The sequence below is a fragment of the Mesorhizobium sp. M0152 genome (genome assembly GCF_040322415.1).
Taxonomy (GTDB): Bacteria; Pseudomonadota; Alphaproteobacteria; order Rhizobiales; family Rhizobiaceae; genus Mesorhizobium.
The window spans coordinates 19,394-44,918 of the sequence record NZ_JAMYTH010000011.1 but is presented as its reverse complement, the minus strand read 5'-3'; the positions used below and the strand labels follow the sequence as shown (position 1 = coordinate 44,918).

The 25,525-nt window shown below is 63.3% G+C and carries 25 protein-coding genes and 1 tRNA gene; 12 read left to right on the top strand and 14 right to left on the bottom strand.

Annotation, left to right across the window (positions count from 1 at the left end):
* Nucleotides 1–16: 16 nt before the first annotated feature.
* Complete coding sequence (locus NKJ26_RS13920) at nucleotides 17–2,044, top strand: aldo/keto reductase (RefSeq protein ID WP_352695777.1); 2,028 nt, start codon at nucleotides 17–19, stop codon at nucleotides 2,042–2,044.
* Nucleotides 2,045–2,113: 69 nt separating this feature from the next.
* On the opposite strand, the gene NKJ26_RS13915 is transcribed toward NKJ26_RS13920, so the two are convergent.
* Nucleotides 2,114–3,181, bottom strand: coding sequence for an AraC family ligand binding domain-containing protein (locus NKJ26_RS13915; protein WP_502903108.1), 1,068 nt, complete (start codon nucleotides 3,179–3,181; stop codon nucleotides 2,114–2,116).
* Between the two features lie 53 nt (nucleotides 3,182–3,234).
* Between NKJ26_RS13915 and NKJ26_RS13910 the strand changes: the two genes are divergently transcribed.
* The 6 genes from NKJ26_RS13910 (at nucleotide 3,235) to NKJ26_RS13885 (ending at nucleotide 12,325) form a co-directional block, all read left to right on the top strand.
* Complete coding sequence (locus NKJ26_RS13910; protein WP_352695775.1) at nucleotides 3,235–4,701, top strand: alpha-glucosidase/alpha-galactosidase; 1,467 nt, start codon at nucleotides 3,235–3,237, stop codon at nucleotides 4,699–4,701.
* Between the two features lie 101 nt (nucleotides 4,702–4,802).
* Nucleotides 4,803–6,887 carry an ABC transporter substrate-binding protein gene (locus NKJ26_RS13905; protein ID WP_352695774.1) on the top strand — a complete coding sequence of 695 codons (2,085 nt, stop codon included), beginning with the start codon at nucleotides 4,803–4,805 and terminating at the stop codon, nucleotides 6,885–6,887.
* 226 nt (nucleotides 6,888–7,113) lie between these two features.
* Nucleotides 7,114–8,121, top strand: a complete 1,008-nt coding sequence (locus tag NKJ26_RS13900; RefSeq protein ID WP_352695772.1) for an ABC transporter permease — start codon at nucleotides 7,114–7,116, stop codon at nucleotides 8,119–8,121.
* Nucleotides 8,121–9,257, top strand: coding sequence for an ABC transporter permease (locus NKJ26_RS13895; protein WP_352695770.1), 1,137 nt, complete (start codon nucleotides 8,121–8,123; stop codon nucleotides 9,255–9,257). The genes NKJ26_RS13900 and NKJ26_RS13895 overlap by 1 nt, the downstream gene beginning before the upstream one ends.
* Nucleotides 9,258–9,267: 10 nt before the next feature.
* On the top strand, nucleotides 9,268–10,935 hold the full coding sequence (locus NKJ26_RS13890; protein WP_352695769.1) for an ABC transporter ATP-binding protein: 1,668 nt from the start codon (nucleotides 9,268–9,270) through the stop codon (nucleotides 10,933–10,935).
* A 19-nt stretch (nucleotides 10,936–10,954) separates the two neighbouring features.
* Nucleotides 10,955–12,325: an alpha-glucosidase/alpha-galactosidase gene (locus tag NKJ26_RS13885; RefSeq protein ID WP_352695767.1), complete on the top strand. Its 1,371-nt coding sequence runs from the start codon at nucleotides 10,955–10,957 to the stop codon at nucleotides 12,323–12,325.
* Between the two features lie 10 nt (nucleotides 12,326–12,335).
* Here the strand turns inward: NKJ26_RS13885 and yacG are convergent, their stop codons facing one another.
* The 9 genes from yacG to NKJ26_RS13840 form a co-directional block, all read right to left on the bottom strand.
* The gene (gene yacG / locus NKJ26_RS13880; RefSeq protein ID WP_027027433.1) at nucleotides 12,336–12,533 is read right to left on the bottom strand and encodes a DNA gyrase inhibitor YacG; all 198 of its coding nucleotides are present in this window, start codon (nucleotides 12,531–12,533) and stop codon (nucleotides 12,336–12,338) included.
* Entirely contained in the window at nucleotides 12,530–13,156 is a 627-nt protein-coding gene (locus tag NKJ26_RS13875) for a Maf-like protein (RefSeq protein ID WP_352608328.1), read from the bottom strand. The genes yacG and NKJ26_RS13875 overlap by 4 nt, the downstream gene beginning before the upstream one ends.
* Nucleotides 13,157–13,179: 23 nt before the next feature.
* A complete protein-coding gene (gene infA / locus NKJ26_RS13870; RefSeq protein WP_006200926.1) occupies nucleotides 13,180–13,398 on the bottom strand; it encodes a translation initiation factor IF-1 in 219 nt (72 codons plus the stop codon).
* An 87-nt stretch (nucleotides 13,399–13,485) separates the two neighbouring features.
* Nucleotides 13,486–13,956, bottom strand: a complete 471-nt coding sequence (locus tag NKJ26_RS13865) for an arsenate-mycothiol transferase ArsC (RefSeq protein WP_352695860.1) — start codon at nucleotides 13,954–13,956, stop codon at nucleotides 13,486–13,488.
* Nucleotides 13,944–14,429, bottom strand: coding sequence for a UPF0262 family protein (locus NKJ26_RS13860; protein ID WP_027027430.1), 486 nt, complete (start codon nucleotides 14,427–14,429; stop codon nucleotides 13,944–13,946). The genes NKJ26_RS13865 and NKJ26_RS13860 overlap by 13 nt, the downstream gene beginning before the upstream one ends.
* A gap of 6 nt (nucleotides 14,430–14,435) precedes the next feature.
* The gene (gene hisD / locus NKJ26_RS13855; protein WP_352695766.1) at nucleotides 14,436–15,728 is read right to left on the bottom strand and encodes a histidinol dehydrogenase; all 1,293 of its coding nucleotides are present in this window, start codon (nucleotides 15,726–15,728) and stop codon (nucleotides 14,436–14,438) included.
* An 8-nt stretch (nucleotides 15,729–15,736) separates the two neighbouring features.
* Nucleotides 15,737–16,171 (bottom strand): DUF2948 family protein, encoded by a 435-nt coding sequence (locus NKJ26_RS13850; RefSeq protein WP_352695765.1) that lies wholly within the window; start codon nucleotides 16,169–16,171, stop codon nucleotides 15,737–15,739.
* 335 nt (nucleotides 16,172–16,506) lie between these two features.
* Nucleotides 16,507–17,799 (bottom strand): UDP-N-acetylglucosamine 1-carboxyvinyltransferase, encoded by a 1,293-nt coding sequence (gene murA, locus NKJ26_RS13845; protein ID WP_352695763.1) that lies wholly within the window; start codon nucleotides 17,797–17,799, stop codon nucleotides 16,507–16,509.
* 129 nt (nucleotides 17,800–17,928) lie between these two features.
* A complete protein-coding gene (locus tag NKJ26_RS13840; protein ID WP_352695761.1) occupies nucleotides 17,929–18,105 on the bottom strand; it encodes a hypothetical protein in 177 nt (58 codons plus the stop codon).
* Between the two features lie 157 nt (nucleotides 18,106–18,262).
* Here NKJ26_RS13840 and NKJ26_RS13835 point away from each other — a divergent pair.
* Nucleotides 18,263–18,337: transfer RNA gene (locus NKJ26_RS13835), tRNA-Thr, on the top strand.
* Nucleotides 18,338–18,436: 99 nt separating this feature from the next.
* Here the strand turns inward: NKJ26_RS13835 and NKJ26_RS13830 are convergent.
* Complete coding sequence (locus tag NKJ26_RS13830) at nucleotides 18,437–19,669, bottom strand: caspase family protein (protein WP_352695760.1); 1,233 nt, start codon at nucleotides 19,667–19,669, stop codon at nucleotides 18,437–18,439.
* Between NKJ26_RS13830 and NKJ26_RS13825 the strand changes: the two genes are divergently transcribed.
* The 4 genes from NKJ26_RS13825 (at nucleotide 19,662) to NKJ26_RS13810 (ending at nucleotide 22,275) form a co-directional block, all read left to right on the top strand.
* The gene (locus NKJ26_RS13825) at nucleotides 19,662–19,898 is read left to right on the top strand and encodes a hypothetical protein (protein WP_352598328.1); all 237 of its coding nucleotides are present in this window, start codon (nucleotides 19,662–19,664) and stop codon (nucleotides 19,896–19,898) included. The two genes, NKJ26_RS13830 and NKJ26_RS13825, sit on opposite strands and share 8 nt — an antisense overlap.
* 181 nt (nucleotides 19,899–20,079) lie before the next feature.
* Complete coding sequence (locus NKJ26_RS13820) at nucleotides 20,080–21,474, top strand: multicopper oxidase family protein (RefSeq protein ID WP_352695758.1); 1,395 nt, start codon at nucleotides 20,080–20,082, stop codon at nucleotides 21,472–21,474.
* Between the two features lie 166 nt (nucleotides 21,475–21,640).
* Nucleotides 21,641–21,883 (top strand): type II toxin-antitoxin system VapB family antitoxin, encoded by a 243-nt coding sequence (locus NKJ26_RS13815; RefSeq protein ID WP_027027350.1) that lies wholly within the window; start codon nucleotides 21,641–21,643, stop codon nucleotides 21,881–21,883.
* Entirely contained in the window at nucleotides 21,883–22,275 is a 393-nt protein-coding gene (locus NKJ26_RS13810; protein ID WP_352695757.1) for a type II toxin-antitoxin system VapC family toxin, read from the top strand. The genes NKJ26_RS13815 and NKJ26_RS13810 overlap by 1 nt, the downstream gene beginning before the upstream one ends.
* Before the next feature lie 6 nt (nucleotides 22,276–22,281).
* On the opposite strand, the gene proC is transcribed toward NKJ26_RS13810, so the two are convergent.
* Genes proC through NKJ26_RS13795 form a run of 3 tightly spaced genes read right to left on the bottom strand, consistent with a single transcriptional unit; the run spans nucleotide 22,282 to nucleotide 25,467 of the window.
* Nucleotides 22,282–23,097, bottom strand: coding sequence for a pyrroline-5-carboxylate reductase (gene proC, locus NKJ26_RS13805; RefSeq protein WP_352598325.1), 816 nt, complete (start codon nucleotides 23,095–23,097; stop codon nucleotides 22,282–22,284).
* Nucleotides 23,098–23,153: 56 nt separating this feature from the next.
* Nucleotides 23,154–24,500, bottom strand: a complete 1,347-nt coding sequence (locus tag NKJ26_RS13800; protein ID WP_352695755.1) for an O-antigen ligase family protein — start codon at nucleotides 24,498–24,500, stop codon at nucleotides 23,154–23,156.
* On the bottom strand, nucleotides 24,469–25,467 hold the full coding sequence (locus NKJ26_RS13795; protein ID WP_352695753.1) for a glycosyltransferase family 2 protein: 999 nt from the start codon (nucleotides 25,465–25,467) through the stop codon (nucleotides 24,469–24,471). Before NKJ26_RS13795 ends, NKJ26_RS13800 begins: the two co-directional genes overlap by 32 nt.
* Nucleotides 25,468–25,525: the final 58 nt, after the last annotated feature.

Below are 25,525 nucleotides of genomic sequence, written 5' to 3'. Positions count from 1 at the left end.
TTCAAGGAGAATGACAATGACCGCAACCACGCCCATTCGCTGGGGTATTCTCGGCCCGGGCAGCATCGCCCAGGCCTTTGCCGGCGGCGTGGCCGCTTCGCGCACCGGCACGATTGTCGCACTCGGCGCGCGCAATCCCGCCAAGCCGGGCCTCGCCGGAAAGTTTCCCGGCGCCCGCATCCTTGACGGCTACGATGCCTTGCTCGCCGATCCGCAGGTCGATGCCGTCTATATCGCGATACCGCATCCCGGCCACGCGCAATGGGCGATCAAGGCCGCCGAGGCTGGAAAGCATGTGCTGTGCGAAAAGCCGCTCGGGCTGACCGCCTTCGAGGCCGACGCGATGATCCATGCCGCGCGCAAGGCCGGCACCTTTCTCGGCGAGGCCTTCATGTACCGGCTGCACCCGCAGACGCTGAAGCTGGTCGAACTGATCAAGTCGGGTATTATCGGCGATATCAGGATGATCAAATCGAGCTTCGGCTTCGCCATGCCGGGCTTCATGCCGCAGCACCGGCTCTATGCCAACGAGTCCGCCGGCGGCGGCATATTGGACGTCGGCGGCTATCCGGTATCGATGGCCCGGCTGATCGCCGGGGCGGCATCCGGACAGGCTTTCGCGGAGCCTGACAAGGTGGTCGGCGTTGCCCATCTCGGCCAGTCCGGTGTCGATGAATGGGCCTCGGCGCTGCTGCACTTTGCCGGCGGCATCGTCGCCGAGGTGTCCTGCAGCATCTCGCTCAACCAGGACAATGTCTTGCGCATCTTCGGCACCAAGGGCCGCATCGAAGTACCAGACTTCTGGTTCGCCGGCGGCAATCGCGATGTCGGCCTCGGCCAGATCGACGTGATCGGAGCCGACGGCGCGCGCGAGACGATCAGCGTCAACGAACAGCGCCATGTCTATTCGTTCGAGGTCGACGCCGCCGGCGAGGCCATACTCGCCGGGCGCCAGGAATTCGCCTGGCCGGGCATGGCCTGGGCCGACAGCCTCGGCACTTTGCGCGTGCTCGACAGATGGCGCGCCGCCGTTGGTCTGGAATACGAGATCGAAAAGGCAGCGCTGCGCACCGACACCATCTCCGGCCGGCCCTTGCGATCCGGCGGCACCGCGATCGCCAAGCGCGCCATCCCTGGCCTGCCGAAACCGGTTTCGGTTGTGGCGCTCGGTTTCGAGGATTTCCGCACCTTCTCCTCGGGTTCGATCCTGCTCGATGCCTTTTTCGAGGCCGGCGGCAATCTCTTCGATACCGGCTTTGTCTATGGCGGCGGCTACACCGAGACCTTGCTTGGCCAGTGGCTGAAGAACCGTGGCGTGCGCGAGCAATCGGTGGTCATCGCCAAGGGCGCGCATTCGCCGCTCTGCTACCCCGACGTGATCGGCAAGCAACTCGCCCAGTCGCTCGATCGTTTGCAGACCGATCATGTCGACATCTATTTCATGCACCGCGACAATCCGGACGTGCCGGTCGGCGAATTCGTCGACGCCATGGACCGCGAGGTCAAGGCGGGCCGCATCCGTGGCCCGTTCGGCGGCTCGAACTGGACGATGGGGCGCATGGACGAGGCGATTGCCTATGCCGAGCGCACCGGCAAGCAGAAGCCCGGCGCGCTGTCCAACAACTTCTCGCTGGCCGAGATGCTGGAGCCGATCTGGGCTGGTTGCGTCACCTCCTCGACCGACCGATGGAAGGCTTGGCTGGCCGCGCGGCAGATGCCGAATTTCGCCTGGTCAAGCCAGGGCCGCGGCTTCTTCACCGACCGTGCCGGGCGCGACAGGCTCGACAGCGAGGAACTGGTGCGGGTCTGGTACTCGGAGCGCAATTTCGGCCGCCGCGACCGGGCGATCGAGCTCGCCGCAAGGCTGGGCAAGAGTCCGATCCATATAGCACTGGCCTATGTGCTCAATCAGCCGTTCCCATCCGTTCCGCTGATCGGGCCACGCACGCTGGGCGAACTGGACGACAGCCTGCGCGCCCTCGACATCGCGCTTTCCCCGGCCGATCTCGAATGGCTGGATGGCGGCAGCCGTCACGCCGCCTGATGGATGTCACCTGAAGCGCGCAGCGGTTTGGGATAATCACATGCATAAAACAGGGATTTCAAATCGGCGTCAGGCTTCGTCATCCGACGGCCTGGCGCCGTGCCTGGCCGGGATCCTCAAACTGGCGTACATGCCGGTGGTGCGGAACTGGCTGGGCGTGATGCCGTAGCAGCGGCGGAACACCTTCGAAAAATAATTCGCGTCCTCGAAGCCGCACAACATGGCGACTTCCTTGACCGGCAGGAAGTCCACCTTGGTCAAGAGCTTCGCCGCGCGTTGCAGGCGCTGCTGCAGTACGAATTCGGCGGGCGGCAGGCCTTCGCTCTCGGCGAAGCAGCGCGAGAAATGAGCCCGGCTAAGGCCACTGATGTGGACAAGGTCTGCCACCGGCAGCGGCCCGTCGAGATTGGCGTTGATGTGATCGATGACCGGCTGCATGGCGCTTTGTTTCTCGGCGAAGGCGTGCGAGCCGAAAACGTCGTCATAGAGCGCCATCGCGGCCTCGTATGCGACGGCGGATGCGGCACCCGGCGAAGCGGCACCCTTGATGAGACGCAGGCTGCAATCGGCCAGATGGTCGATCGTCGCCGGCTGCAGCCGGAACACCGGGCCCGACGTGCCGAGAATGGATTTGTGGATGCGCAGCGCCTCTTCGCCGTTCATCGAGATCCAGAAATATTCCCAGCGCTCGTCCCTGGCCAGCCAGTAGCGATGGTTGTGCGGCACCAGCACCAGCAATGTGTCGTTCTTCTGCAGGCGGTAGTCGCGGTTTTCGTAGCGCAGCCGGCCAGTGCCGCTGATCGTGTGCTGGAGCACGGTGAACGGCGTCTGGCCGCGCCGGCGCCCGTCCCAGTCGTAGGTTTCATTCTCGCGCACTTCATAGCCCGTGCTTGTCGGCATGGCATGCAGGCGCTGGCGTCCGCGCGGTAGCGAGATCGTGCGCATCGACTGTCCGTTGGCGATCAAATCCCGTAGCACAAAATTACCCCTGAAAGCATAATCCTTCTCTGGTCGCGCTCGCGAATAAGGGCATAATCCCTCCTCGAAGAACGGAAGAACCCGCGGTCGAGGAGCGGGCGGGAGGAGAAAAAGCCGGATTCCGGCTTGAATGGCATGCGCGCCCTGGCGCGTCGTCATATCCTCCCTTGGTTGCTCCTTGCCTAGCATTCGATCGGATCGAGGTGAAGGTGATGAGTTTCAAAATCGCTATTATCGGCGCCGGCAGCGTCGGCTTCACCAAAAAACTGTTCACCGACATACTATGCGTGCCCGAATTCAAGGACATCGAATTCGCGCTGACCGATGTCAGCGAGCACAATCTGCAGATGATCAAGGCGATCCTCGACAGGATCGTCGAGGCAAACAAATTGCCGACCAGGGTGACGGCGACCACGAACCGCCGCAAGGCGCTCGAAGGCGCGCGCTACATCATCAGCTGCGTACGGGTCGGCGGCCTCGAAGCCTATGCCGACGATATCCGCATCCCGCTGAAATATGGCATCGACCAGTGCGTCGGCGACACGATCTGCGCCGGCGGCATTCTCTACGGCCAGCGCAACATTCCGGTGATCCTGGATTTCTGCAAGGACATAGGCGAGGTCGCCGAGACCAACGCCAAATTCCTCAACTACGCCAACCCGATGGCGATGAACACCTGGGCGGCGATCGAATACGGCAAGGTCGACACGGTCGGCCTCTGCCACGGTGTCCAGCACGGTGCCGAGCAGATCGCCGAGGTGCTGGGCGCGAAGTCGACTGGGGAACTAGATTATGTCTGTTCCGGCATCAACCATCAGACCTGGTTCATCGATTTGCGCCTCAACGGCCGCAAGATCGGCAAGGACGAACTTGTCGCCGCCTTCGAGGCGCATCCGGTCTATTCCAGGCAGGAAAAGCTGCGCATCGACGTCTTGAAGCGCTTCGGCGTCTATTCGACCGAAAGCAACGGCCACCTGTCCGAATACCTGCCCTGGTACCGCAAACGCCCCGAGGAGATCACGCGCTGGATCGACATGTCCGACTGGATCCATGGCGAGACGGGCGGCTACCTCCGGTACTCCACGGAAACCCGCAACTGGTTCGAGACGGAATATCCGCAGTTCCTCGAAGCGGCGTCGAAGCCGATCGACGCTTCCAGGCGCTCCAACGAGCATGCCAGCCACATATTGGAGGCGCTGGAGACCAACCGCGTCTATCGCGGCCACTTCAACGTCAAGAACAATGGCGTCATCACCAATCTGCCGCGGGACGCCATCATCGAGTCGCCCGGTTTCGTCGACCGCTTCGGCATCAACATGGTTTCGGGTATTACGCTGCCGGAAGCTTGCGCCGCCACCTGCATCGCCTCGATCAACGTGCAGCGCATGTCGGTGCATGCCGCGATATCGGGCGACATCGACCTGCTCAAGCTTGCGGTGCTGCATGACCCGCTGGTCGGCGCGGTGTCTACGCCTGAGGAGGTCTGGCAGATGGTCGACGAAATGGTGGTCGCCCAGGCCGCCTGGCTGCCGCAATATGCCCACGCGGTTCCGGCCGCCAGGGAGCGGCTGTCGAAGTCGCAGGTCAAGACCCGTGAATGGGCGGGCGCCGCGCGGCGAAGCGTCCGCTCGATCGAGGAGTTGCGGGCGGAAAAGGCAGCACTCAAACAGGCCGGCTGAAACCCGGGCGGCGGCGGGCCCGCGGGAGGCGGTCCGTCGCAATCAGCCGTCCAGGCCGAAGAAAAAGCAGCAAACATCTGAACACCGAGGGAGGAGAAAAAATGACGAATCTACGCAGAATTGGAATTGCCGCCGGTTTGGCGCTGAGCGTCTCCATTCCGGCACTCAACGCGTTCGCTTCCGAACCGACGGTGCCGCCGGAGCCGGCAGCGTTCCCGGCCGAGGGCAAGATCAAATACGTCGCGCGCGACTCCATTGTGGAGTTCAAGGCGCTGCCGGATTATCACGAGCCGGACTGGGTCACCGAGAAATACGTCAAGACCGGCAAGCTGCCGCCGGTGAAGGACAGGCTGCCGAAGGAGCCGATGGTCTTCAAGACCGCCAACATGCCTGACGGCATCGGCACCTATGGCGACACGATGCGCCATGTCATCGGCGGAAGGCCGGAAGGCTGGAACTATGGCGCCGGCCAGACGCAAGGCTGGGGCGGCATCGATATCGGGCTCTCCGAGTGCCTGACACGCACCGCGCCGCTGTTCCAGGTCGAGGCCAAGGATACCGAGCCGCTGCCCAACCTCGCCAAAAGCTGGGACTGGTCGGCGGATGGCCACAAGCTGACCATGCATCTGGTCGAGGGCGCGAAATGGTCCGACGGCGCGCCCTTCAATGCCGACGATGTCATGTTCTACTGGGACGACGAGGTCGTCGACCCGAACGTCTCGCCGCTCAATGGCGCGACCCAGGAAACCTTCGGCGTCGGCACCACGCTCAAGAAGATCGACGACTACACCGTCGAGTGGACCTTCAAGGACGCCTTCCCGAAGCAATATCTCTATGCCATGGCCTACGGCACCTTCTGCCCCGGCCCGTCGCATATACTGAAGCCGCAGCATCCGAAATATTCGAAGAACACCTACGACCAGTTCAAGAACGCCTTCCCGCCGGAATACATGAACATGCCTGTGATGGGCGCCTGGGTGCCGGTCGAATACCGGCCGGACGACATCATCGTCATGCGCCGCAACCCTTACTATTGGAAGGTCGACGAGAAGGGCAACCAGCTGCCCTACCTCAACGAGCTGCAATACAAGCTGTCGACCTGGGCCGACCGCGACGTCCAGGCCGTGGCCGGCTCGGGCGACTTCTCCAACCTCGAGCAGCCGGAAAACTTCGTCGCCTCGCTGAAGCGCGCGGCGGAAGCGAATGCGCCGGCCCGGCTCGCCTTCGGCCCGCGCCTCATCGGCTACAATCTGCGCCTGAACTTTTCCGCCAATGGCTGGGGCAACCCGGACGAGCGCGGCCAGGCGATCCGCGAGTTGAACCGCAACGAGGATTTCCGCAAGGGCGTCACCATGGCGCTTAACCGCAAGGCCCTCGGCGAGTCCCTCGTAAAGGGGCCCTTCACCGCGATCTACCCCGGCGGCTTCTCCTCGGGCACCAGCTTCTATGACCGCAAGTCGACGGTCTACTATCCCTTCGATCTCGAGGGCGCCAAGGCCGAGCTCGCCAAGGCCGGCCTCAAGGATACCGACGGCGACGGCTTCGTGAACTTCCCGGCCGGGACCGCCGGCGGCAAGAACGTCGAGATCGTGATGCTGGTCAACAACGACTACGGCACCGACAAGAGCCTCGCCGAAGGCGTCGTCGGCCAAATGGAAAAGCTTGGCATCAGGGTCGTTCTCAACGGCCTCAACGGCACCCAGCGCGATGCCTCGCAATATTCCGGCCGCTTCGACTGGCTGATCAGGCGCAACGAGCAGGAGCTGACCTCCGTCGTGCAGAACACCGTGCAACTCGCGCCCGTCGGCCCCAAGACCAGCTGGGATCACCGCGCGCCTGAAAGCGGCGTGGTCGACCTGATGCCTTTCGAAAAGGACCTTGTCGACATCGTCAACAAGTTCGTCTCCTCGTCGGACAATGACGAGCGCGCCAGCCTGATGAAGCAATTCCAGAAGATCTCGACCGAACACGTCTACAATATCGGCCTGACGGAATACCCCGGTGCGTTGATCGTCAACAAGCGCTTTTCCAACATTCCGCAGGGCACGCCGATCTTCATGTTCAACTGGGCCGAGGATTCGATCGTCCGCGAACGGGTCTTCGTCGCGGCCGACAAGCAGGCGAAATATGAATTGTTCCCTGAAGAACTTCCCGGCAAGCCTGGAGACAAGGGCCCGATGGACTAAGGTTTACCTCCCCTGACTGAGAGAACTCCGGCCCCGGGGGGGGGGGGGGCGGGGGCACAACACCCCCCAACCCCACCCCCCCCCCCCCTCCCACCCCCGCCCCTTATACAACCCGTACACCCCCCCCCCATCACCACCCCCCGCCCCCCGCGGGGGGGGGCCCCCCACAAAACCAACCTCCGGAAGCCCAGGCGCGACCGGCGAAAATGTGGAAGCGGACCGCCCGATGTTGCGATTCCTGTTCATGCGCATAGCGTCCGCAATTCCGGTCCTCGCCATCCTCAGCATCGTCACCTTTGCCATTATCCAGGCGCCGCCAGGCGACTATGCCGACTACATCCGCTCGCAGCTGATCAACCAGGGCGGAGCTTCCTTCGCCCAAGCCGATGCGCAGGCGCAGGCCTACCGCGTCGAACATGGCCTCGATGAGCCGCTGCCCGTGCAATATCTCAACTGGATCGGCGGCATCGTCACCCGCGGCGATTTCGGCTACAGCCTCTATTACAACAAACCGGTGGCCGATGTGGTCGGCGAGCGCCTGCCGCGGACGCTGCTGCTGGCGCTGGTCTGCCATTTGCTCGCCTCGGTGCTGGGCATCACCTTCGGCATCTGGGCGGCGACCCGGCAATACACCTGGATCGACTCGATCCTGTCGGCAATCTCCTTCCTCGGCATGACGGTGCCGCGCTTCCTGATGGCGCTGATCATCGTCTATCTCCTGGTCTTCCAGTTCAACGTGTCGGAGATCGGCAGCTTCTTCTCGCCGCAATATGGCGGTGCGCCATGGTCGTGGGCGAAGTTCGTCGACCTGGTCAAGCATGTCTGGCCGGTCGTGGCGATCGCCACCTTCGGCGGCCTCGCCTACAATATGCGCGTCATGCGCGGCAATCTGCTCGACACGCTCAATGCGCAATATGTCGAGACGGCGAAGGCCAAGGGGCTGACCGGCGGCGCCGTCGTCATGCGCCACGCCGTGCCCAACGCGCTGCACCCGCTGGTCATGTATCAGGGCGTGGTGCTGCCCTACATGCTGACCGGCGAGATCGAGACGGCGATCATCTTCGCGCTGCCCACCGTCGGTCCGGCGATCGTCGGCTCGATGGCGGTCGGCGACGTCTATGTCACCGCCACTTTCATGATGGTGCTGTCGGCGACACTGATCGTCGGCAACATCGTCGCCGACATGTTGCTGGTCCTGCTCGATCCGCGCGTGCGCCAGTTCGGAGAGAACTGATGCTTGCCCGCGATACATCGCCACCCCCACTGCCGGCCGAAGGACCTGTCGAGAGACCCGCGCGCGGCAACGAGAGCTATACCGCGCTCGTCTGGCGCCGGTTGAAGCGTTCCTGGACCGGCATGGCCGGGTTCTGGCTCGTCGTGCTGCTGATCCTTATGGCCGTGTTCGCCGAGTTCCTGGCGCCGATGGACCCGAAGGTCACGGATGTCGGCTTCGCTCCGCCGCAAGTGCCTGTCTTCCGTGACAAGGACGGCAATTTCGTCGCGCGGCCGAGGGTCTACGCGCTGGCCGATTCGGCGGACCTCGATCCGGTCACCTTCCAGCCCGTCGTCGGCCCCGACTACGACCATCCGAGGCTGCTTGGGTTCTTCGTCCAGGGCGCGCCCTACAAGCTCCTCGGGCTCCTCCCGGCAAACCGGCATTTCTTTGCCTCGACGGACGGCCAGCCCGTGCATTTCCTCGGCACCGACAAGTTCGGCCGCGACGTGCTGTCGCGCGCCATCCATGGCTCGCGTGTCTCGCTGATGATCGCGCTGACGGTCGTCTTCATCATCACCGTCATCGGCACCACCGTCGGCACGGGCTCCGGTTATTTCGGCGGCCGGTTCGATGTCTGGATGCAGCGCTTCGTCGACCTGGTGCTCGCCTTCCCGCAACTGCCGCTCTATCTGGCGCTGACGACGCTGATCCCGGTCACCGCTCCGACCAACGTCTTCCTCGCTTTCGTCATCATCGTCATGTCGGCGTTGGGCTGGGCGCAGATGTCGCGCGAGGTGCGCGGCAAGACGCTGGCGCTGGCGCGGATCGAATATGTCCGCGCCGCCATGGCGGTGGGGGCGACCGACCGGCGCATCATCATGCAGCACATCTTCCCCAATGTGATGAGCCATGTGATCGTCGCGGTAACGCTGGCGATCCCGACCGTGGTGCTGCTGGAATCCTTCCTCGGTTTCCTCGGTTTCGCCGTCAAGCCGCCGCTGATCTCGTGGGGCCTGATGCTGCAGGACACCGCGACCTATTCGGTCATCGGCACCTATCCCTGGATCCTGTCGCCGGTCGGTTTCGTGCTCGTCACCGTCTTCGCCTTCAACGCGCTGGGCGACGGCCTGCGCGACGCCGTAGACCCTTATTGAGGTGGCAGGAATGACCGTTGCGCTCGCCACATCCTTGGCCCCAGCCGTCCGCCACGACCATGGCGCACGCCAGGACCAGCCCGTCATCGACGCTCGCAACATCGAGGTCGCCTTCAAGGTCGAGCACGGCGTCGTCGAAGCGGTCAAGGACATCTCGTTCCAGCTCTATCGCGGCGAGACGATCGCCATCGTCGGCGAATCCGGTTCCGGCAAGTCGGTGACGGCGCGCACCGTCATGGGGCTGCTGTCGCGGCGGGCCACGGTATCGCCGAAATCGAGCATCGAATATGACGGCCAGGACATCCTGAAATTCCCCGAGCGCGACCGGCGCAAGCTGCGCGGCAACCGCATCTCGATGATCTTCCAGGAGCCGATGAGCTCGCTCAACCCGATCTATACGGTCGGCAGCCAGATCGTCGAGGCGATCAGGGTGCACCGCAAGGTCGGTCGGCGGCAAGCCTGGGCACGGGCGCTCGAACTCCTGCAGCATGTCCAGATCCCGGATCCGGTCGCGCGCCTCAAGCAATATCCGCACCAGCTCTCGGGCGGACAGCGCCAGCGGGTGATGATCGCCATGGCGCTGGCCAACAATCCCGACGTGCTGATCGCCGATGAGCCGACCACCGCCCTCGACGTCACCGTCCAGGCCCAGATCCTGAACCTGATCCGCAATCTGCAGAAAGAGCTGCGGATGGCGGTGATCCTGATCACCCACGATCTCACCGTGGTGCGCAAGTTCTCCGATTACGTCTACGTCATGCAGCATGGCGAAATGTGCGAGCACAACGTCACCGAGCGGCTCTTCGCCGACCCGCAGCATCCCTACACAAGGCGGCTGCTTGCCTCCGAGCCGCGCGGCCGGCCGCAACCGCTCCCAGAGGGCTGCGGCACCATTCTGGAGGCGAGCGGCGTGCGCGTCTGCTTCATGCTGCGCCACGGCACCTTCCTGAAGCCGGACTGGCGCGAGCTGGTCGCCGTCGACGACCTCGACTTGACGCTCAGCCGCCACGAAACGCTCGGGCTTGTCGGCGAATCCGGCTCCGGCAAGACCACTTTCGGCCAGGCCCTGCTCCGGCTGACCGACGCCAAACGCGGCGAGATCCGCTTCGAGGGCAAGCCGATCCAGGGCCTGTCGCGGGCCGAGATGCGGCCGCTGCGCTCGCGCATGCAAATCGTCTTCCAGGATCCGTTCTCCTCGCTCAATCCACGCATGACGATCGGGCAGATCATCGAGGAAGGACTGGTCGTCAACAGCATCGGGGCGACGCGGCGCGAGCGGGTCGACCGGGTGCGCGAGGCGCTGACCAGCGCCGGCATGCCGGGCGACATCCTCTCGCGGTTCCCGCACGAATTCTCCGGCGGCCAGCGGCAACGCATCGCGATCGCCCGCGCCATCGCGCTGGAACCCGAATTCATCCTGCTCGACGAGCCGACATCGGCGCTCGACCTCTCCGTCCAGGCGCAGATCATCGATCTCCTGCGCAAGCTGCAGGACGAACGCGGCTTGAGCTATCTGTTCATCTCGCACGACCTCAAGGTGGTGCGCGCGCTGTGCCATCGCGTCATCGTCATGCAGCACGGCAAGATCGTCGAACAGGGACCTGTCGACGAGGTCCTGTCCAATCCCAAGACCGCCTACACCGAACGGCTCGTCAGGGCCGCTTTCGACGTGGCCTGAACACATGCCGGAGGTTAGCGTGACAAGAAATCCCAGGATCACTTTCATTGGCGCCGGCTCGACGGTGTTCATGAAGAACATCGTCGGCGACGTGCTGCAGCGCCCGTCGCTGTCGGGCGCGACGATCGCGCTGATGGACATCAATCCGCAGCGCCTGGAAGAGAGCGCCGTCGTCGTCAACAAGCTGATCGCGACGTTGCGCGCCAAGGCGAAGGTCGAGATCCATTCGGACCAGCGCAAGGCGCTGGCCGGCGCCGACTTCGTCGTCGTCGCCTTCCAGATCGGCGGCTATGAGCCCTGCACGGTCACCGATTTCGAAGTGCCGAAGAAATACGGCCTGCGCCAGACCATCGCCGATACGCTGGGCGTTGGCGGCATCATGCGGGGCCTGCGGACCGTGCCGCATCTGTGGAAGATCTGCGAGGACATGCTCGCCGTCTGCCCGCGGGCGATCATGCTGCAATACGTCAACCCGATGGCGATCAACACCTGGGCGATATCAGAGAAATATCCCGATATCCGGCAGGTCGGGCTCTGTCATTCGGTGCAAGGCACGGCGATGGAACTCGCGCATGATCTCGACCTTCCCTATGACGAGATCCGCTACCGCTCGGCCGGCATCAACCACATGGCGTTCTACCTGAATTTCGAGCATCGCCAGCCGGACGGCTCCTACCGCGACCTCTATCCCGATCTCGTGCGCGCCTATCGCGAAGGCCGCGCTCCCAAGCCCGGCTGGAACCCACGCTGCCCCAACAAGGTGCGCTACGAGATGCTGACGCGGCTTGGCTATTTCGTCACCGAAAGCTCCGAGCATTTCGCCGAATACACGCCCTATTTCATCAAGGAAGGCCGCCCCGACCTGATCGAGAAATACGGCATTCCGCTGGATGAATATCCCAAGCGCTGCATCGAACAGATCGAGCGCTGGAAAGAACAGGCAGAGGCCTATCGCTCGGCCGAGCGCATCGAGGTCGAGCAATCGAAGGAATACGCCTCCTCGATCATGAATTCGGTCTGGACCGGCGAGCCGTCGGTGATCTACGGCAATGTCCGCAACAATGGCTGCATCACTTCGCTGCCTCGCGATTGCGCCGCCGAGGTGCCGTGCCTTGTCGATGCCTCCGGCATCCAGCCGACCTATATCGGCGAGTTGCCGCCGCAATTGACGGCGTTGATCCGCACCAACATCAACGTGCAGGAGTTGACGGTGCGGGCGCTGATGACGGAGAACCGCGAGCACATCTACCACGCGGCGATGATGGACCCGCACACATCAGCCGAGCTCGACCTCGACCAGATCTGGTCGCTGGTCGACGAGCTGCTCGCCGCACATGGCGACTGGCTGCCGGCCTGGGCACGCGTGAACCGCAAGAACGAAGCTGCCTGACCGGGCGGCCCTATTTCGGCTCGTCGGGGTCGGTCTCTTCCTCGTCGTCGCGGGCCTTGATGACATAGGCCCCCTTCAGCCAGCGGTTGAGATCGATGTCCTTGCAGCGCTTCGAGCAGAACGGATAGGTCTCGCGCGCCGACGGCTTGCCGCATTCGGGGCAAGGGCGTTTTGGCCGTAGCGGCGTCACCTTGTCGTCAACACTCATGGCCGCGCGGAGAACCAACTTTGATGGATCTTGAAGCCTTCGCCGGACAGCAGCGCCACCGTCTCATAGAGCGGCAGGCCGACGACGTTGGTGTAGGAACCGACGAGCTTGACGACGAACGAGCCGGCTAAACCCTGGACGGCGTAGCCGCCGGCCTTGCCGCGCCATTCGCCCGAGGCGACGTAGGCGTCGATCTCCTCGCGCGGCAGCCGCTTGAAACGCACCCGCGTCTCGACCAGCCGCTGGCGTAGCTTGCCGCCCGGCGTGATCAGGCAGATGCCGGAATAAACCCGGTGCGAACGGCCGGACAACAGCCCGAGGCAGTTGGCGGCGTCGTCGAGGGTCTCGGCCTTGGGCAGGATCCGCCGCCCGACCGCGACCACCGTATCGGCGGCCAGCACGAAGCCCGGCGCATAGTCGTCCTCGGCCTTCAGCGACGCGAACGCTTTCTCGGCCTTTTCCTTCGACAGCCGCTTGGCCAGCGAGCGCGGATGCTCGGCGCGCAGCGGCGTCTCGTCGACATCGGCCGGCAGCACACGGTCCGGCTCGATGCCGGCCTGCTGCAAGAGTTCGATGCGGCGCGGCGAACCCGAGGCAAGCACCAGCTGCTGCAAAATGCTCATCGCGTTTCGGTCGAGCCTTGATCTTATTTGAAACGGTAGGTGATGCGACCCTTGGTCAGGTCGTATGGCGTCATCTCGACCAGAACCTTATCGCCGGTCAGCACGCGGATGCGGTTCTTGCGCATGCGGCCGGCCGTATGGGCGATGATCTCGTGTTCGTTTTCGAGCTTTACCCGGAACATCGCGTTGGGCAACAATTCCGTCACGACACCCGGAAACTCGAGGACTTCTTCCTTCGGCATTCTATACCTTTGCTTGGATGGCGGTTCCGGCTCCCCGGCCGGAATTTCGGCGGAACCTATATGATAATCGTGCGCTTGTGAACACGCTTACTCCGTCGCGTTTTTTTCTTCCGGAAGCAAAACACGTCGGCCTATGCGCAACTTCAGCCGCTCGCGAACGTCGCGGTAAGCCGCCATGATCTGTTCGCGCGTGCCGCCGGCATCGGTCGGGTCCGGCGTCGGCCAGTATTCGACCTCGACGGCGAGCGAGCGGGTGAGTTCGAGCGCGGCATGATGCGCCTCCGGCGCCAGTGTGACGATGAGGTCGAAATAGTCGTCCTCGAGATCGTGCAGCGTCCTCGGGTGGCGCTCGCCCAGCGACAGGCCTTCCTCGCCAAGCACCGCATCGACGAACGGATCGCGCTCGCCCGGGCGCACGCCGGCCGAGGCGACGAAGACGGTGGCCGGCAGCATCCGGCGCGCCAGCTGCTCGGCGATCGGCGAGCGCACGGCGTTCATGCCGCACAGGAACAGGATCGAGCGGGGCAGGGCGCCGGGTACCAGGACTAGCCCCGCCAGTGCAGCACGCAGACCAGCGTGAACAGCCGTCGCGCCGTGTCGAAGTCGATATCGATCTTACCGGAGAGCCGGTCCATCAGCGTCTGCGAGCCCTCATTGTGCAAGCCGCGGCGGCCCATGTCGATCGCCTCGATATGGCTCGGCGTCGAGGAGCGGATGGCGTCGTAATAGCTTTCGCAGATCATGTAGTAGTCCTTGACGATGCGCCTGAGCGGCGTCAGCGACAGGATGTGGGTGACGACCGCGCTGCCGTCCTCGCGCGCCACGGCAAACACCAGGCGCTGCTCGGCCAGCGAGAGTTTCAGCCGGTAGGGGCCGGCGCCGCTGTCGTTGACGGGTTGAAAGCTGTTCTCCTCGATCAGGTCGAAGATCGCCACCGCGCGTTCATGCTCGACATCGGGGGTCGAACGGCCGATCGATTCATCGAGTTCGATATCGATCAGCTTTGCGCGGGTTTGATCGGAGCCCGTCATGCCGGCCTACATGTTCAGCCGTATGGAGACGGAGCGGCCGTGCGCGTCCAGACCTTCCGCCTTGGCGAGCGTGATCGCCGCCGGCGCCAGCGCGCGCAACTGCTCCGGTCCGAGCTTGAGGATCGAGGTGCGCTTGACGAAGTCGAGCACCGACAGGCCGGACGAGAAGCGCGCCGAGCGGGCTGTCGGCAGCACATGGTTGGAGCCGCCGACATAATCGCCGATGGCTTCCGGCGTATGGCGGCCGAGAAAGACGGCGCCCGCATTGCGCATCCGCGACAGGAAATCCTCGTCGTCGTCGATGGCCAATTCGACATGCTCGGCGGCAATGCGGTCGACCAGCGGCAGCGCTGCTTCGATGGTCGGCACCAGGATGACGGCGCCGAAGTCGCGCCAGCTCGCAGACGCCGTGTCGGCCCTCGGCAGGCTCTTCAACTGGCGTTCGACCGCCGCTTCGACCGCTTTGCCAAAGGCTGGATCATTGGTGATCAGGATCGACTGCGCCGACGCATCGTGCTCGGCCTGGGCCAGCAGGTCGGCGGCGATCCAGTCCGGATCGTTGTTGCCGTCGGCCACGACAAGCACTTCCGACGGGCCCGCGATCATGTCGATGCCGACCGTGCCGAACACCTGCCGCTTGGCCGCCGCGACATAGGCATTGCCGGGGCCGACGATCTTGGCGACAGGCTTTATCGTTTCGGTGCCATGGGCCAGGGCGGCGATCGCCTGGGCACCGCCGACGCGGTAGATTTCGGATACGCCCGCTATGTCGGCCGCCACCAGCACCAACGGATTGATGACGCCGCCCGGCGCCGGCACCATCATGACGATGCGCTCGACACCGGCCACCCTGGCCGGCATGGCGTTCATCAGCACGGAGCTTGGGTAGCTCGCCGTGCCGCCCGGGACATAGAGTCCGACCGCCTCGATCGCCGTCCAGCGCCAGCCGAGCTCGACGCCGGTGCCATCCGTGTAGCGATCGTCCCTCGGCCGCTGCCGATCGTGATACGAGCGGATGCGGTCGCGGGCGAATTCAAGCGCCTCGATCGTCAGCGGATCGGCGGCTTGGTAGGCCCGGGCGATGTCGTCCGTCGATACGGCGATGCCGAGGCTTTTCAGGTCGGCCCGATCGAATTTCAGCGAGTAGTCGATCAGCGCCGCGTCGCCCTCGGCGCGCACGCGCCCGATGATCTCGCGCACCGCGGCGTCGACATCGGCCGACACCTCCCGCTTGGTGGTGAGGAAGGCGGCGAAACGCGGCTCGAAATCGGCATCGGAGTGACGGAGCGTGATGGCCATTTTGACGCTCAAGCCCTGTGTACGGGACGCGACGTGGCTTCCCAGGCGCCGCCTATGTCGGCAAGGCGGGCCTCGATGCATTCGACGTCGAGCATGATGGCGCCGCCGCCCGAAAAGATCAGCTCGACGATGCCGGCCGGCTTGCTGATCTCGATGAAGCTGATCGCCAGCAGCGACAAGACCTCGGCCGGCTTGTCGCGGGCAATGCCGCTGGTCTTGGCGCCCAACACCCGGTCGAAATGCAGCACCGCCTGCCGCCGCTCATTGTGCTGGCGAAAGATGCCGGATTTGGCCTCCCAGACGAAGCGGTTCATTGTCAGCAAGAAACGCTTGGCCGATGGCAGGTATTCGAGATCCGAAACCTTCATCACGGCATCCTGTACATGGGCCGAGACGATGCTCAGATCCTGATCGTCGAGCGCGATAAGCTTGAGGGCATTCATGCGGATTTCGCACCTGGAGGTTGATGACTAGAGCTTTGTTTTTCACGCAATTCCGGACGGAAACCGTTTCACACTTTTCCTGGAATTGCTCTAGACTTCTGTTAGGCGGTCTTTCCGGCCGGTGCAACCGTGACACGGATACTGGCCGGGGCAATTGCCGGAGGCTTGCGCAGCCCTCACCGCCCTGCCGGGCGCTTTTTCCCGTATCGAGACGGGGAGAAGGATGCCCTCGCGAAGTATTCGCCATCGCTGCAGGAATGGCGTCAGCGCCGAAACTGCCCCTTCTCCCGCCACTATACGGGGAGAAGAAATCGACAGTCGCCGCGCCGAAGCGCCTAAGCCGAAATCCGCTCGATCACCGCGCCGCAGTTGGAGAGCTTTTCTTCCAGCCGTTCGAAGCCGCGGTCGAGATGATAGACGCGGTTGACGGTTGTCTCGCCTTCGGCTGCCAGACCTGCGATGACCAGCGAAACGGAAGCGCGAAGATCGGTCGCCATGACCGGCGCGCCCTTCAGCTTCGGCACGCCCTCGACGATCGCCGTCTGGCCGGAAAGCGTGATATGGGCGCCGAGCCGGGCCAATTCCTGCACATGCATGAAACGGTTTTCGAAGATCGTCTCGGTGATGCGCGACTTGCCCTTGGCCATCGTCATCAGGCCCATGAACTGAGCCTGCAAATCGGTCGGGAAGGCCGGGAAAGGCGCCGTCGTCACGTCGACCGGCGAAATGCCGGCGCCGTTGCGCTTCACCCGGATGCCGGAATTTGTCTGCGTGATCTCAGCGCCCGTCTGCGCGATCACGTCGAGCGCAGTCTGCAACAGCTCCGGCCGAGCGCCCTCGAGCACGACGTCGCCGCCGGTCATCGCCACCGCCATGGCATAGGTGCCGGTCTCGATGCGGTCGGGGATGACGCGCACGCGCGCGCCCGACAGCGCTTCGACGCCGTCGATGGTGATGGTCGGCGTGCCGGCGCCGGAAATCCTGGCGCCCATCGCGTTGAGGCATTCGGCGAGGTTGACGATCTCCGGCTCGCAGGCGGCGTTTTCGAGCACCGTTTCGCCCTTGGCCAGCGCAGCCGCCATCATCAGCACGTGGGTGGCGCCGACCGACACTTTCGGAAAGATGTAGCGGTTGCCGACAAGCCGGCCGTTCCTGGTCTTGGCGATGACGTAGCCGGTGTCGACATCGATGTCGGCGCCCAGCGCCTGCAGGCCTTCGAGGAACAGGTCGACCGGGCGGGTGCCGATGGCGCAGCCGCCGGGCAGCGACACCTTGGCTTCGCCCATGCGGGCAAGCAGCGGGCCGATGACCCAGAAGGAAGCGCGCATCTTCGACACCAACTCGTAAGGAGCCGTGGTGTCGACGATGTTGCGGGCGGAGAAATTGATGGTGCGCGAATAGCCTTCATTCTGCTTTTCGCGGCGGCCGTTGACCGAATAATCGACGCCGTGATTGCCCAGGATGCGGATCAGCTGTTCGACATCGGCCAGATGCGGCACGTTTTCCAGCGTCAGCGTGTCGTCGGTCAGGAGCGAGGCGATCATCAGCGGCAGGGCGGCGTTTTTCGCGCCCGAGATCGGAATGCTTCCGGCGAGCTTGTTGCCGCCGACAATTCTGATGCGATCCATGGAAGAACGTCCCTCTCGGCCGAAAAAGGCCGGTTCAATCGTTTGAGTATCGGCCCGTCTAGACCATTGGCCGGCATGGTTCAAGAAATAGGATTTCGCCAAACCCAGGCCAAGAATGGTCGATTCGAGTTAATCTTTCTGCATTTCCTTGCCCGCGCCCAGCCCGTCCGGCCGCTGGTCGGCGTCGCCGGTGCGCCGCGAGCGCGACTGCGCCTTGCGTTTCTGCAGATTGGCGCGCAACTGCTCGGCGAGCCGGCCCTTGCGGTCCGCACCGCCTTTTTTCGCTGGATTTGTCTTGCCGTCCATCGTCCCGTCCCGGCCCGCCGGCCAATCTGCCGTTCACGCATAGCCAACATTGTGGCACCGCCATGTCATCGAAGCCATCCGGCACAGGCTTTCACAGAAGCGTTGCTCTTGGCCTTGCGCTTACCAGTTCGATATGGCAGAAGCCCCGCCATCAGCGGCTGCGGTAGCTCAGTGGTAGAGCACTCCCTTGGTAAGGGAGAGGTCGAGAGTTCAATCCTCTCTCGCAGCACCATTCCAAGGCTTTCCGCAAAAGCTTCTATGCTGCTGTGCACAGCCGCGCAGGGCGCCGGATTGTGGCACAAAATCCGGCACAGCATGACCTGTTGGGGAACTATCCTCCCAGCTTCCGCAGCATTCTGCATGCTCTCTTCCTGCCCTCGCTGCAATTCTGCCGACAGCGCTCTATGTTGCCGTCACGGCATCGGCCCTCAAAGATCGTTGTGGTCGTCGGCGGTTTTGATACGCTCGACCGCTTAGGTGCTAGTGCCGGAGCAACGACAGGTTTCGTCTTCTTAGTGGACGTTTGGGGAGCTTTCGTTTTGGGAGCTTTGGGTTTCTTAAGGTTCGAGATCCGGTCCTTGGCAATCTCGCTAAAGGTGCCCGCCGGGAACGCTGCCAAGTAGGCACGGAACATCTTTATCTCTGAAGTATCCTTGATCGAGCGCCAAAATTCGAGGTCAGCCGCATTGGATTCGATGGGCGGTTTGGAGTTCTGAATTGTCGATTTCTCTTGCTCTGGGTCCGGGCGGAATGCAAATCCTGGCTCAATCAGCGACGAGTTGCTCCAAGGCACCTGCTGCTGTTCGGTCGCCTCCATAACGTCCGCTCGAACCCGCCGCATTAAAATCTCAATATCGATTTGCGACGTTGCGATATGCCTTAAGAGCGCGGCAGCAAAAGGGCTGTGGTCGCCATCTCCGTCGAGCGCGACATTGCCCGGTTGCGTTGCAAAACCAATATACACCCCTCTTCCTGCATCGACTGGCGCAAGACCGAGCCCGAAATTGATGGCGCGGCTCTTTTTTGCGAGCGACAGAGTTTGGGTGAAAGGATTGTTGCGGCAGGCGTCCAGGAGAAGAATTGCCGTGTTGTTTTCAACGGTCATGGCGTCGATGACATCGTCGAGACGCTGTCCTTCAATGGCTAGATCCGACGGGCGTTTTAGGGCCGCGTCCACCGGGATGAGATAGTTTGTGCCATTCGCCTGCAGGCCATGACCGGCATAGTAGAACAGCGACACATCACCCGGCCGCAAGCTACGGCTGAACTGCTCGACAGCCTCGCGCATTGCCTCATGGTTGACATTGAGGCTGAGCGAAACGCCAAAGCCTAGATTTTGCAGCGCCGTAGCAATGGCAGCGGCGTCTTTCTTCCCATTAGGAAGTGAAGGGGCATGCTGATAGTCCGAGTTGCCGATGACGAGCGCAAACCTGCCGGCAGACCGAATTGCCACTGTTTGTCGTGCGGCCAGGTCGTCCGCGATTGTCTGCTGACCATTGGCCTGCCCCCACAGGCTAGCCAGCGCAAGCAACAAAAACGCGCAGAAGATGCGAAGCTTGAACAAGTCCGCTCGCCTTCCTTTCAGCAGCTTGCAGACTAACTTTTTCGCTGCTGCTTGGAAAGAGACGGCATTGACCGTTGGTACGGACCCGAACTATCGCTCCCCTGCAGCGCTGCCCGAGCGTTCGAAGAAGCCAGAAAAGCCAAAGCACAAGCTGGTTGGCCGGAAGTGGTTGGATGCCTTTATGGCAGAGGCGGACAAGGGCAAGCTTCCGCACCCGCCTGCGCTGTGACACCGTTGCCCCTGTAGAACCGTCGGGCCGGGCGCTGCCCTCGTTCAGGACAGCCTACGCGGCGTGCCGACCGATCTGGGCGCTGCCGATGCGTCAATATCGGCATTTGCGCCGGCGGCCCGCTCGTGATCCAAGACGACGAGAAATCTTGAGGCAGTCGTCGTTGCCGTTGGAGCGTTGAATGACCGTGCTGACACGCCGCGGGCTTTTGAAATCGGCCGCGGTTGCCGGCGCGGGCGGGATCGGGCTTTCGGCCATGGGCAGGCTTGGCGGCTGGGCCGCTGCCAAGCCCGAGCCCGTGGTGCTGCAGACGGCCAAAATCCAGGCGAAGCTGATGGATGTCGGCCAGACCAGGGATGTGCTGACCTATGGCAATGCAGGCATGCCGCCGGTGCTCAGGATGAAGAAAGGCGAGCCGTTCGCCGCGCGGCTCGTCAACGCCATCGACGATCCGACGACGATCCACTGGCACGGCGTTCGGGTCCCCAACAAAATGGACGGCGTTCCGTTTCTGGTCCAACCCTATGTCTATACAGGCGATCATTTCGATTACGCCTTCACGCCGCCCGACGCCGGCACCTTCTGGTACCACCCGCATTGCAACACGCTAACCCAGATGGGCCACGGCCTGACCGGGGTGATCGTGGTGGAGAATCCGAGCGATCCGAAATTCGATGCCGAAATGGTCCTCAATCTGCGCGACTGGCGTCTCGGCGATGATGGCCAGTTCATCGACCAGTTCCGGCCCCGCGATGCCGCGAGAACCGGCACCTATGGCACGGTGCGCACCGCCAACTGGCTCGATCAGCCGCAATATGATGCACCGGCCGGCGGGCTGGCGCGGTTGCGCGTCGCCATCACCGATGTCACTCGCATCTATGCCTTTCGTGTCGATGGCGCCGACGCGACAGTCATCGCACTGGACGGCAATCCGGTGCCGCGGCGTTTCTCCCCCGACGCCTTGCTGCTTGGACCGGGCCAGCGCATGGAACTCGCCATTCGCATGCCGGACGAGGAGGGCGCGATCGTCAGCTTGCGGGACGTCAGGGGCACCAAGCCCAAGGTGCTGGCGACCTTGCGTGCGACGGGAGGTTCCCTCAAGCGCGATGTTCGCGATCTTGCTCCCCTGGAGGCCAATCCGGTGGCGGAGGTGGATATCACCAGCGCCCAGCATATCTCGCTGGCGCTGAGCGCCACGGCCGAAAATGTCCCGAGCGACGGCATCTGCGGTTCGCTCGGCTATAGTTTCTGGGCCATCAACAAGGTTCCGTGGCCGGGCGATACGTCGGATCCAACCGCACCGCTGGCCGAACTGAAGCTCGGCAAGAGCTATGTCATCGACATGGAAAACCTGACGCCGCAATCGCATCCGATGCATCTGCACGGCATGAGCTTCAAGGTGCTGTCGTCGTCGACGCGCCAGGTGCAGCCTCTGATCTCCGACACTTATCTCATCGAGCCCAATGAGAAGGTCAGCCTGGGCTTCGTCGCCGACAATCCTGGCGACTGGCTGCTGCACTGCCACATCATAGAGCACCAGAAATCGGGAATGACCAGCTACGTCAGAGTGGTTTGAAGCCGAGCTGTCGTCGAGGCCGTGCAACCGCTCGCGATCGTCACTTGCGCATCATAACGTCAATTGACAACCCTTTGAGCCAATCCAGGACGAGATGCTCGAGGTCGCTGGCGTTGTCATGACAGGTGCACTATATTGTAGTGACAGAGACGCTGAGGATCGGCCAATGAATCTCCAGATCAGGGATCCGCGTGCGCGTGACCTGGCACGACGTCTTGCGGCGAAACGCAAGATTTCCATGACCGAAGCGGTTATCGAAGCGCTTGAATCTGAATTGAAGCGGGAAAGCGGACGCGTTCCCTTGGCGGAGCGGCTAGCTGCTATCGCCGGTGACTTTAAAGCCAAGGCTGGCCAGGGGGGGCGGCCAGTGACCAAGGACGAGATCGACGACATGTGGGGACATCCCTGATGTTCGTCGACACATCCGTCGTTGTCGCAATTCTTTCGGAAGAGGAAGATGCCGGCGAGTGGAGTAACCGCATCGAAGCAGCACCTCACAGGATTACCTCCGCTCTGGTGGTGCTTGAGGCGGCGATGCGGCTTTCCACTATGCTTGCCGTCGAACCTGTGGTTGCGGAAACGGCGATAGAGGCTTTTCTGCGCGAGGCTGAGATCGAAATCGTGCCGATCCACGCAGGCGACGCCAAACTCGCGATCCGGGCGTTTTCAGACTATGGAAAAGGGCGCGGGCATCCCGCCCAGCTCAACCTTGCGGATTGCCTATCCTACGCCTGTGCCAAGAGCCGCGGCTCAATTCTGCTCTACAAAGGCAACGACTTCTCGCATACGGATCTCGCCTAGCGACGTCTACTTTCCCAGCTCGATAGATCGCAGCCGCGCCGCTTCCACGGCCTGGGTGACGAGATTGGTCAGCCGGTCCTCGCCCATCAGTACGGCAAGGGCGGCTGCCGTGGTGCCGTTGGGGCTGGTCACCTGCTGGCGCAGGATGCCGGGCTCTTCGCCGCTTTCGGCGGCGAGCGAGGCAGCGCCGTAGACGGTCTGCATGGCGAGCAGCTTGGCGGTCGCTGCCGGCAGGCCTGCCTTCTCCGCAGCCACGGTCAGTGCTTCGATGAAATGGAAGATATAGGCCGGTCCAGATCCGGACACGGCGGTCACCGCATCCATCAGGCTCTCATCGTCGATGGTGGTCACTTCGCCGCTCGCCGAGAGCAGGTCGGCGACGAAGCGCTTGGTATCGTCGGACACCAGGTGATTGGAAAACACCACCATCATGCCCTTGCCGATGGCGGCAGGCGTGTTGGGCATGCAGCGCACAACAGGCGCGCGGTTGCCGAGGATTTCCTCGAAGGTCGCGGCAGGCGTGCCCGCCGCGATGCTGACGAAAGCCGTGCGGCCGTCGCCGAAGCGCTTGTAGGCGGCGGTGACGTCGCGGATCACCTGCGGCTTCACCGCGATGACGACGAGATCAGGCACGGCATCGGCCGGAATATCGCCGGCATCCGCGGCGGTGCCGCAGCCCAACGCTGCCGCGCGCTGGCGCAGGTCGGCATTGGGCTCTACCACGAAGACCGCCGAAGGCGCGAGTTTGCCGGATTTCAGCCAGCCCGAGAGCATGGCGTAACCCATATTGCCGCAGCCGGCGAGAACAAGCCTGATCGTCATCGAGAGCCTCCGAAAGGTCTTCCCATAGACGCTCGCGCTCCGGTGGGGAAGCCCTGTCAGGGGCGGCCGGAAAATCCCGCACCGCGATCGGGATTGCGCACCGGGATCGGCCGCAGCGACACTTGCCTCAGGCCAAACACGCCGAGCACGAAGAACAGCCAGACCTGATCGCCGCGATGGAAGAAGAAGCTTTCGAGGAAAGCGTTGAGCGCCGCGAACAGCACCACCATCATGAAGAAGTCGCCGAGATAGATATTCTCCTTGCGCAAGGGAATGCGCATGTAGTCGCGCATCGGCGCGATGAGGAAGGTGTGGACCGCCACGCAAAGGGCGGGAATGCCCATCAGCACGGCAATGTCGAGGTAGCCGTCATGGCCATGCACGATGGTCCGGATGTCCCAGGCCCGATCGAAGGGCTGATCCTGGTTGAGCAGCAGCGGCGTGCCCCAGAAGCTTTCATAGCCGTAGCCGGTCCACGGCTTTTTCGCCAGCATGCTGCCCGCGAACTCCCACAGCGTTGCGCGCCCGGTATAGGTGAGATCGGGGAAATAGATCGCCGCCAGATGTTTGACCGGCGGCAGGAAGACGATGCCCAGCGTGCCGACCGCGGTAGCGATAATCGCCAGCGCAAACAGGATCGGCGTGCCGAGCCGCATGCCCATCAGGCTCGGAAACATCACGATCAGGATCGAGAAAGGCACCAGGCCGGCCGTGGTCTTGGAGCCGGTGTGCAGCATGAAGATCATCGCCGCGCCGAAGATCCCGGCACCCCAGAACCGTTGTCCACGCCGGTAGAGATAAAGGCCCGCGAAACTGAAGCAGGCCATGATCGGGCCGGCGATGTTCTTGTGGGTGAACACGCCGCGCCACAGGCCGGCATGTTCGGGTTCCTGTGAATCGGCCGTGTGCATCGCCTCGTGCGGAAAGACGATGAGGCCGAGATAGGAAAGGCCCATCACCACGATTGCCGTGAAGATGATCACCTTGGAAATGGCCTCGGCATCGCGTGGCAGCACCAGGATCGTTGCCATGGTCAGAATCCCGATCATGGTGAAGAAGGCGGCGCGCATGGCCGCGGGCGGATCGGTCGCCAGCACCACGGACAGGAAAAAGAAACCCAGCATCAGCATCCAGGACGGGCTCAGCAGCGAGCGCACGATGCGCGGATCGGCAAAGGCCATCAGCGAGAAGACCGACATGGCGCCGAGCGAGCCGAAGCCAAGCTGGTTGACGATATCGCCGCCGTCGCCGGTGAGTTCCGCGCCGGCCGGCTGGAACGGGCGGAAGGACACCATGATGACGGTGAACAGCAGCGCCGCGATCGCCGTCGCCACGCCTTCGCGCGTGAACGCGGCGCTGAGCGGCGCGCGCTCAGTTTTTCTCAGGCTGGCGGTATTGCTCATTGGCATATCCGAATTCGGCCAGCACGCGACCAAGCGCGACATGGATGGGATAGATGGCGATCGCCGGCGATCCTGTCCGCGCCAGCCGCATCATGCCGCGAAACGGCGAGGCGGCAAGCAGCGCCAGGCTTTTCAGCAGCACTTTGGCGCCGGCGAACGGCGTGCCGGCACGTTTCTTCTTTTCGACCAGCGTCGAAATCACGCCGTTGCGCAGGCTGCGCGCACGGATCCAGCCGGCTTCGACGCGCCGGGCCGGAACGGTTTCATGCACCTGTGCCTCGGCGCACCAGCCGAGCACGAAGCCTCGCTGCGCCGACCGGCTGAGAAAGTCGGAATCGCCGCCGCCCATGAAGTTGAACTTCAGATCGAGGAAGGGTGGCCCCATGGCAACGAGCACGTTGCGCCCGACCAGGAGATTGCCGGACGAATAAAGTGCGGGCACGCGTCCCGTTTCCCGGTAGGGCGGCGCGAAAACAGGATGCCCGGTCCATCTCGCATGGGCCGGATCGGCGAACACGGGCACCTGCGGGCCGCCGACGATATCGGCATCGAGCGCCTCCGCTGCCGCGCACATCCGTTCCAGCCACTGTGGATCGGCGATCTCGTCGTCGTCGATGACCAAGAGATGCCTGAAGTTTGGAAAATGCAGGATCGCCGTCTGCCAGCCGGCATTGTAGGCGCTGCAATTGCCGCGCTCATGCGCGATGATGACCATACCCGGCATCTCGCCGCGCTCGAACAGCGGCAGCGCCGCCTCGGCGCCGGCGCGCAGCTCGGCGTCGTTTTCCATGACGATGACGGCAAAGCGCCTGCCGGTCTCTTGCGCCCGCAATGACGCCAGCGTTTCCAGCACCTGTTCGGGCCGCTTGAAGGTCGGCAAGGTGACGACCGCTTCGACGGCTTCCATGTCAAGCCGCGGAGACCGTCCCGCGATCGATACCAAACCGTCCGACGGCAAAGAGATCATTCGCGTCCAGCCACATGGTGAGTTGCGGTTCTGGTAGCACCACGATGATAACGTTTCG

Bases quoted from the DNA above. Each gene is read 5' to 3' on its own strand.
- NKJ26_RS13905 (WP_352695774.1), top strand. From the start codon at position 4,803: ATGACGAATCTACGCAGAATTGGAATTGCCGCCGGTTTGGCGCTGAGC.
- NKJ26_RS13795 (WP_352695753.1), bottom strand. From the start codon at position 25,467: ATGATCTCTTTGCCGTCGGACGGTTTGGTATCGATCGCGGGACGGTCT.
- NKJ26_RS13820 (WP_352695758.1), top strand. From the start codon at position 20,080: ATGACCGTGCTGACACGCCGCGGGCTTTTGAAATCGGCCGCGGTTGCC.
- NKJ26_RS13900 (WP_352695772.1), top strand. From the start codon at position 7,114: ATGTTGCGATTCCTGTTCATGCGCATAGCGTCCGCAATTCCGGTCCTC.
- NKJ26_RS13815 (WP_027027350.1), top strand. From the start codon at position 21,641: ATGAATCTCCAGATCAGGGATCCGCGTGCGCGTGACCTGGCACGACGT.
- NKJ26_RS13915 (WP_502903108.1), bottom strand. From the start codon at position 3,181: ATGACGACGCGCCAGGGCGCGCATGCCATTCAAGCCGGAATCCGGCTT.
- NKJ26_RS13890 (WP_352695769.1), top strand. From the start codon at position 9,268: ATGACCGTTGCGCTCGCCACATCCTTGGCCCCAGCCGTCCGCCACGAC.
- NKJ26_RS13895 (WP_352695770.1), top strand. From the start codon at position 8,121: ATGCTTGCCCGCGATACATCGCCACCCCCACTGCCGGCCGAAGGACCT.
- NKJ26_RS13850 (WP_352695765.1), bottom strand. From the start codon at position 16,171: ATGAATGCCCTCAAGCTTATCGCGCTCGACGATCAGGATCTGAGCATC.
- NKJ26_RS13860 (WP_027027430.1), bottom strand. From the start codon at position 14,429: ATGACGGGCTCCGATCAAACCCGCGCAAAGCTGATCGATATCGAACTC.
- NKJ26_RS13800 (WP_352695755.1), bottom strand. From the start codon at position 24,500: ATGAGCAATACCGCCAGCCTGAGAAAAACTGAGCGCGCGCCGCTCAGC.
- NKJ26_RS13920 (WP_352695777.1), top strand. From the start codon at position 17: ATGACCGCAACCACGCCCATTCGCTGGGGTATTCTCGGCCCGGGCAGC.
- hisD (WP_352695766.1), bottom strand. From the start codon at position 15,728: ATGGCCATCACGCTCCGTCACTCCGATGCCGATTTCGAGCCGCGTTTC.
- NKJ26_RS13910 (WP_352695775.1), top strand. From the start codon at position 3,235: ATGAGTTTCAAAATCGCTATTATCGGCGCCGGCAGCGTCGGCTTCACC.
- NKJ26_RS13875 (WP_352608328.1), bottom strand. From the start codon at position 13,156: ATGAGCATTTTGCAGCAGCTGGTGCTTGCCTCGGGTTCGCCGCGCCGC.
- infA (WP_006200926.1), bottom strand. From the start codon at position 13,398: ATGCCGAAGGAAGAAGTCCTCGAGTTTCCGGGTGTCGTGACGGAATTG.
- NKJ26_RS13840 (WP_352695761.1), bottom strand. From the start codon at position 18,105: ATGGACGGCAAGACAAATCCAGCGAAAAAAGGCGGTGCGGACCGCAAG.
- murA (WP_352695763.1), bottom strand. From the start codon at position 17,799: ATGGATCGCATCAGAATTGTCGGCGGCAACAAGCTCGCCGGAAGCATT.
- yacG (WP_027027433.1), bottom strand. From the start codon at position 12,533: ATGAGTGTTGACGACAAGGTGACGCCGCTACGGCCAAAACGCCCTTGC.
- NKJ26_RS13810 (WP_352695757.1), top strand. From the start codon at position 21,883: ATGTTCGTCGACACATCCGTCGTTGTCGCAATTCTTTCGGAAGAGGAA.
- proC (WP_352598325.1), bottom strand. From the start codon at position 23,097: ATGACGATCAGGCTTGTTCTCGCCGGCTGCGGCAATATGGGTTACGCC.